The organism is uncultured Limnohabitans sp. (assembly GCF_937889215.1).
Classification (GTDB): Bacteria; Pseudomonadota; Gammaproteobacteria; order Burkholderiales; family Burkholderiaceae_C; genus Limnohabitans_A.
On record NZ_CALBEX010000534.1, the window covers coordinates 1 to 6559 of the forward strand.

8 protein-coding genes are annotated in these 6559 nt (G+C 57.5%); 3 read left to right on the forward strand and 5 right to left on the reverse strand.

Annotation, left to right across the window (positions count from 1 at the left end):
- Window positions 1-256: 256 nt before the first annotated feature.
- The 3 genes from Q0341_RS13495 to Q0341_RS13505 form a co-directional block, all read right to left on the reverse strand.
- A complete protein-coding gene (locus Q0341_RS13495; RefSeq protein ID WP_299514287.1) occupies window positions 257-1330 on the reverse strand; it encodes a peptidoglycan-binding protein in 1074 nt (357 codons plus the stop codon).
- Window positions 1248-2690 carry a hypothetical protein gene (locus Q0341_RS13500; RefSeq protein ID WP_299514290.1) on the reverse strand — a complete coding sequence of 481 codons (1443 nt, stop codon included), beginning with the start codon at window positions 2688-2690 and terminating at the stop codon, window positions 1248-1250. Before Q0341_RS13500 ends, Q0341_RS13495 begins: the two co-directional genes overlap by 83 nt.
- Before the next feature lie 158 nt (window positions 2691-2848).
- Window positions 2849-3778, reverse strand: coding sequence for a LysR family transcriptional regulator (locus tag Q0341_RS13505; RefSeq protein ID WP_299514294.1), 930 nt, complete (start codon window positions 3776-3778; stop codon window positions 2849-2851).
- Window positions 3779-4000: 222 nt separating this feature from the next.
- Between Q0341_RS13505 and Q0341_RS13510 the strand changes: the two genes are divergently transcribed.
- From Q0341_RS13510 to Q0341_RS13520, 3 genes are read left to right on the forward strand one after another with little or no spacing between them, the layout of a single operon-like run.
- Window positions 4001-5266, forward strand: a complete 1266-nt coding sequence (locus Q0341_RS13510; RefSeq protein ID WP_299514296.1) for an aromatic ring-hydroxylating dioxygenase subunit alpha — start codon at window positions 4001-4003, stop codon at window positions 5264-5266.
- The gene (locus Q0341_RS13515; RefSeq protein WP_299514298.1) at window positions 5263-5742 is read left to right on the forward strand and encodes an aromatic-ring-hydroxylating dioxygenase subunit beta; all 480 of its coding nucleotides are present in this window, start codon (window positions 5263-5265) and stop codon (window positions 5740-5742) included. The genes Q0341_RS13510 and Q0341_RS13515 overlap by 4 nt, the downstream gene beginning before the upstream one ends.
- Window positions 5743-5744: 2 nt before the next feature.
- Complete coding sequence (locus Q0341_RS13520; RefSeq protein WP_299514300.1) at window positions 5745-6065, forward strand: non-heme iron oxygenase ferredoxin subunit; 321 nt, start codon at window positions 5745-5747, stop codon at window positions 6063-6065.
- On the opposite strand, the gene Q0341_RS13525 is transcribed toward Q0341_RS13520, so the two are convergent.
- Entirely contained in the window at window positions 6062-6364 is a 303-nt protein-coding gene (locus Q0341_RS13525; RefSeq protein WP_299514303.1) for a type II toxin-antitoxin system RelE/ParE family toxin, read from the reverse strand. The genes Q0341_RS13520 and Q0341_RS13525 overlap by 4 nt on opposite strands.
- Window positions 6365-6367: 3 nt before the next feature.
- Window positions 6368-6559: antitoxin (locus Q0341_RS13530; protein ID WP_299514306.1), on the reverse strand; the 192-nt coding region annotated here is incomplete at its 5' end.

The following is a 6559-nucleotide window of genomic DNA, read 5'->3' on the forward strand; positions in this document are numbered from 1 at the left end:
AGGGGTCGGTTTTGAGCAGGTCGAATTGGAACATGAGGACGATTGTAAGAGGGGGTGCTGGCACCCGAACGATCCCGTGTTCAATCGGCTAAGGCCTCCTGGAGTGGTGGGCAGTGGGCATCAAAAAAGCCCGTTTGACCTCGACTGTGGCGGCTAAAGTTCGCGCACGGGTTGAGACAAAGGGCGGTATGCAGGCGGCACATCGGCACCAAAAAAGAACGCCCCGGTGGGGCGATCTTTTTGGCGAAGGGGTCACTCAGTTGGGCGACACGCCCAAAGCCTTCACGGTTTCCAAGTTCAGGAAGCCATCAACTGGCAAGCTGTTGGCCCTTTGATAAGCGTTGACAGCCCGCATGGTGTTGGCTCGGATCACGCCGTCCACCGCGCCGGGGTTGTGACCTGCGGTCAGCAATGCACGCTGAATTTCCATGATTTTCGAGGGTGTGGCGTTGGTCTCACACAGCACCGAACGGCGTTCCAATCGGGCATCGGCGACTTTCACTTGATAAGGCAAGTCTTCGTATTGCGCGGGCACCTTGATTTCGCGCACTTGAGGGGGAACGTCGACAACTTGCCGTTTGACCGTGGTGTAGACCGCTGGGACGATCTCTTCACGCACGCTTGCGGCCTGATCAATCACACGACGTGAGACCACTTGCGTGAGCGCTGGCACAGGAATCTTGCGCACCGATGCGGGGGTGTCAATGACTTGTCGCTCCACCGTGCTGTATTCAGCGGGTATGACCACTTCACGGGTGCTTTCGGGGGTGTCAAGCACTTGCTTGGAAATGCTGCCATAGACCGCAGGGGCAATCAGAACCTCTTCGGTTTTTGCAGGAATGATTTCCACACGCGATTTGACGACCTTGGTGGTGCCTGGCACTTCGACGGTGATGACGCGGGCCGGCTGGTCTAACACTTGACGCGCTACATCGGTGAATTGCTCGGGGGTCACGACTTCACGCACATAGGCCTCTTCGCCAGATTCTGCGCCTGCGGAGGGGGTCTTGCTGGCGTTGTCTTTGGTGGTTTGCAGGCTGGAGGCGCGCAAAACGCGGTCACCTTGCGGGGTGGCCACAATGTCCCCATTGTCATCAAAGCGATAGCCTTGCTTTTTCAGTTTTTCCACATCAATGATTTGGCGAGTGATGGTTTGCACTTGGCCAGGAATGACCACCTCTTTGCTGCTGGCAGCGCGCTCCAGCACCCGGCGTGTCACGGTGGCGTATTCAGCGGGGACGCTGACTTCACGCGTGGTGGCCGCCGTCTTGAGGACTTGGCGGCTGATGGTTTGGTATTGGGCAGGGATTTCTACCAAGCACGTCGTCATCCAGGTTGGTGTTGTCGCCCGTGAGCACGCGGGTTTCCAGTGCGGCTTTGCTGTTGTTCGCCGCAGCAGGGATGTCGATGCGGTTGCCATCAAAGGCTGTGTTGTCTGCGCCGATCACAAAACCTTTTAGGGGGCGAATATCCAGTGCCTGGCCGATCCAGGCACGGCCACGTTTCCATTCCTTGTGCGCATCGGCAATCTTGACGCGCTCGGTCACGGTCTCAAAAACAGGACCAATGGTCTCAAGGCGGGTGCTGGCAGGCTTAACTTCCACCCGCTCCGTGACGTTTTTGTAGATGGCGGGTGTCACCTCAATGCGGCTGCTGGCTTCGCGCAAAGTCATTTCTTCGCGAACGGTTTTCATGGGCAAGGCCAGGGGCACATAAGCAACACTTTCGGGCTTGATCATGACGCGCTCAGTCACCGTTTTGAACGTGGCAGGCAGCGCTTTCGCGATGGTGGTGGCGGGGCGATCTTCCACGGTCTCTTCGCGGTCTTCGTACTGCGCCGGGATCACCTTGAGGCCTTTTCTTTCAGGCGTGACCAGCACCTTTTCGCTGACCGTTTTGTAAGTGGCAGGAATCACTTCCAGTCGTGTGCTTTCGGGCTTGACCAGAATGCGTTCGCTGACCGTTTTGTAAGTGGTCGGTATGGGTTCTTCGCGCTCGGAGGCGGCTTGAATAACCACGGTTTCTTCGACGGTTTTGTAGGTGGCCGGTATGGTCATTTGTTTTTTGATTTCGGGCACAACCAACACCTGCTCAGAGATGCTCTTGTAAGTGGCCGGTATGACCTCCATGCGCAGCGTTTCTGGCACTTTGACCACACGCTCGGTTTTGGTTTCAAACTTCGCCTGAATCTGGACTGTGGCAAAGCATTCGGTGTTGCTGACAGCAACGCCCAATGGTCGGGGAAACGCACCGCTGAAATTGTTGTCGCATTGCAGCATGCTGGCACGCACCAAGTTGCCAGAGTTATCAAAATAAGCGTTGATGGGCATTTGAGGTGCATATGGGACAAATTTGCCGATCAAATCGCCACTGACGCCATCGCGCCCATTTGAACGCCCAACGCCCAAGTCGCAGGAGCCTTTGCTGTAATCGGCAACGCTGAGGTCTTTCAAGGCCATCGGACGCACTTCGACTTCGCCAGCACGCTTGAAGGGGGGATGGTTGGTGTAGGGTTGGTAAAACTTGGCGCTGCCCGATTCGATGGCTGCGGTGCATTCGGCCAATGTGTCGTACCCCTCATTGCCGTTTTGGTCTTGATGCACTGCTGCAGTGGCTTGCAATGCACACAGGCTGATCAGGCTCAGACCTGCAAGAGCGGGGCGGTGACGTTTGTAAATCATTTGTAGCATGTCGGGTCCTGGCTGTTAATAAACATTTGTAATTATATAGTTTCAGCCTTAATAAAATTGTAATAATTGATAATGCTTAATATGGATTAGAAAACGTTGTGCGCTTGGACTCATGTCGGTACTGAAGGCATCCTTAAGGTCTTTAAATGCGCTGTGTGTCACGCCTTGGATTCATCGCCAAAGCTCTGCGCCACCAATGCCCGCAACCACTGGTGCCCTGGGTCTTGGTGCAGGCGGGCGTGCCAGAACTGGTGAATTGCGCTGCCGTCCACCACCACTGGCAGGGCGCGGGTGATCAGGGCGAAGGGCCCCGCCACACGTTCAGCAAAGCGTTCGGGCACCGTGGCGATCAGATCTGAGTGAGCCAGTACATCGCCCAGTGCCACGTAATGCGGCACGGTCAGTCTGATGCGTCGCTGCAGGCCTTGTCGCGCCAAGGCTTCGCTCAGAGCGCCATCGACCCGGCCGTGCCCGGTGCCCGCAGCGATCACTTGCACATGGCTGGCGGCTGCAAAGTCTTTCAGCGTCAATGCTGCCGTATTCCCCAGAGGGTGGTCTTTGCGCATCAGGCACACATAGGGCTGGCGAAACAACGCTTGCTGAAAAAAGCCCGCCTGCAATTGCGGCAACAAGCCCAGGGCCAGGTCGGTGCGCCCGCAGACCATGTCGTCCTTCAGGCTGGCGTTGGTCACAGCCACCACGTTCAGCGTGACACCGGGTGCGGCCTGAGCCAGCGCATCCATCAACACAGGCAAGAAATACATTTCACCCACATCGGTCATGGCCAGCGTGAAGCAGCGTTCGCTGGTGTTTGGGTCAAAGGAGGCGCGCACTTGCAGCGCTTGCTGCAGACCGTCGAGGGCGGTGGCCACGGGTTCGGCCAATTGCAAGGCGTAAGGCGTGGGCAGCATGCCCTGCTGGGTGCGCAAAAAAAGTTCATCGCCCAGGCTGGCACGCAGCCGACCCAAGGCGCTGCTGACGGCGGGCTGGCTCATGCCCAAGGCCACAGCCACAGCAGAGACACGTTTTTCGCGCAGCAGGTGGTGAAAAACCAGCAACAAGTTCAAGTCCAGTCGGGCGAGTTCCATGGCGTATGGGTTGAGCAATATTTGAAATTCGGATAATAATTATCTTCTAATTTCGATTTACTGAATTGGTGTGTTTCGCCATGATAAGAATTGAATCTTGTAAATCTTGGCTGTCGGAGCCTGTTGGTCTGCGGCTTCATCCCCCACACCGTCGCCTTCCATCCAGATCAGCGTCGGAGCTGAAATTCCGACCTGCAAAATCCTTGAATCCAAAGAGGCACCATGCGCGAACAAACCATCCACTGGGAAACGGACGGCACCAGTCGCATCCCGTTTGCCGTGTACACCGACGAAGACCGGCACAAAAAGGAGCTGGAGCGCTTCTTTTACAAAAGCCACTGGAGTTACGTGGGCCTGGAGGCCGAGATCCCGAACGTGGGCGATTTCAAACGCACCGTGGTGGGCGAGCGCTCGGTCATCATGACGCGCAGCGAGGGCGGCCAGATCCATGTGGTCGAGAACGTCTGCGCCCACCGGGGCATGCAGTTTTGCCGTGAGCGCCATGGCAACAAGAAAGAGTTTGTTTGCCCTTACCACCAGTGGAGCTACACCCTCAAAGGCGATTTGCAAGGCGTGCCGTTTCGGCGCGGTGTGCGGCAAGACGGCAAAGTCAACGGTGGCATGCCCGCCGACTTTGACCCCAAAGACCACGGCCTGACGGCTCTGAAAGTGGCCACCCGGGGTGGCGTGGTGTTTGCGTCGTTTGACCACGGTGTGGAGTCGCTTGAAGACTTCATGGGGCCGACCATCCTGAAATACTTTGACCGCCTGTTCAACGGCCGCAAGCTGGTGGTGTTGGGCTACAACCGACAGCGCATTCCGGGCAACTGGAAGCTGATGCAGGAAAACATCAAGGACCCCTACCACCCCGGTCTGTTGCACACCTGGTTTGTGACCTTTGGACTTTGGCGTGCCGACAACAAGAGCGAGTTGCGCATGGACGCGCACCACCGCCACGCCGCCATGATCTCGACCCGGGGCAGCGCGGGCCAGGCCACGGGCGCGGCCTCTCAGGTCACGCAGGTGAGCAGCTTCAAGGACAGCATGCAGCTTAACGACCCGAGCTTTCTGGACATCGTGCCCGAGGGCTGGTGGCAGATGGAAGAGCAAATGCCCACGGCCGTGATGATGACGCTCTTCCCCAGCGTGATTTTTCAGCAGCAGGTCAACAGCGTGTCCACCCGCCACATCCAGCCCGACGGGCATGGTGCGTTTGATTTTGTCTGGACGCATTTCGGCTTTGAGGACGACACACCCGAGATGACCGAGCGCCGCCTCCGCCAGTCCAACCTGTTTGGCCCGGCCGGTTTTGTGAGTGCGGACGACGGCGAGGTGATCGAGTTCTCGCAGCAAGCCTTTGAGACCAAACCCGAGCACCGCATGCTGGTGGAGCTGGGCGGGCGCGATGTGGGCGAGACCGACCACATGGTGACCGAGACCCTGATCCGGGGCATGTACGAATACTGGCGCAAAGTGATGGAGGCATGAATATGGTGAACTTTGAAACCCACATGGCCTTGAACCGCCTGTATGCCGATTACGCCCTGGCTGTGGACAGCGGCCATTGGGATTTATGGCCCGAGTTTTTTACCGAGCAATGCGTGTACAAACTCATCCCGCGAGAAAACCATCAGCGCGGCTTTCCGCTGTGCACGCTGTCGTTTACCAGCAAAGGGATGTTGAAAGACCGCGTCTATGGCATCCAGGAAACGCTGTACCACGACCCTTACTACCAGCGCCATGTGGTGGGTGCGCCGGTGGTGCGGCGTGTCGACGGTGAGCGCATCCATGCCGAGGCCAACTATGCGGTGTTCCGCACCAAGCTCGACAAGGCCAGCACGGTGTTCAATGTGGACCGCTACATCGACACCATCGTGCCCACCCCAGAGGGCCTGAAGTTCGCAGAGCGCCTGTGTGTGTACGACAGCGAAATGATCCCCAACGCCATCATTTACCCGATATGATCATGACCCCCAAAAAAACCGAGTGGACCGACGTGGCCGCCGAGGCCGATTTGTTTGAAGGTGCGGGCATCGCCGTGACGCCAGAGGGCCAAGACATTGCGCTGTTCAGCGTGGACGGCGAGGTGTTTGCCATCAACAACCTGTGCACCCACGGCAACGCCAAGCTCTGCGAAGGCTTTGTCGAAGGCGATCACGTGGAATGCCCCTTCCACCAGGCCCAGTTCAGCCTGCATGACGGCTCGGTGGCCTGCGGCCCGGCGACCGAGCCGGCCAAGACTTGGCCGGTCAAGGTGGAGGGTGGCCGGGTGTTCTTGCAGCTTTAAGGCTTGGAGCCCAGTAGCCGGTCCAAGGTGGATTGGTAGACCCTGCTGTTTTCGCGGCGGTCAACAGCCATGACCATGACGATCAGAAAATCGTCCTCAACACCGTAAACCAGTCGGACGCCTTGCTTGAGCAGTTTGATCTTGTAGTAACCTTGCAAGTCCCCATGCAATGCGCCGCCAGGGACGTGTGGGTTTTCTAGGCGTTTTTTGAGCAGTTTACGCAAAGGCTCTTTGACGGAGCCATCCAGTGCCTGCCATTCGGCCAAAGCCTCAGGCAAGAATTTCAAGGCGTAAGTCACCGCTTAAACCGTGTCGATGTCCACCGAAATGGCTTGCGCCTTTTGCTCCAAGCGTAATCTGACCAAGTTTTCCAGATCACGGTCTGCCATTTGATCCAGCATGGCTTCAAACAAAGCAGGCTCGACCATGTAGAACGCGGCCTTGTTGTGGCTGAGTACGGCCACGGGGCGCCGGTTGGCAGAACGCAAAACTGA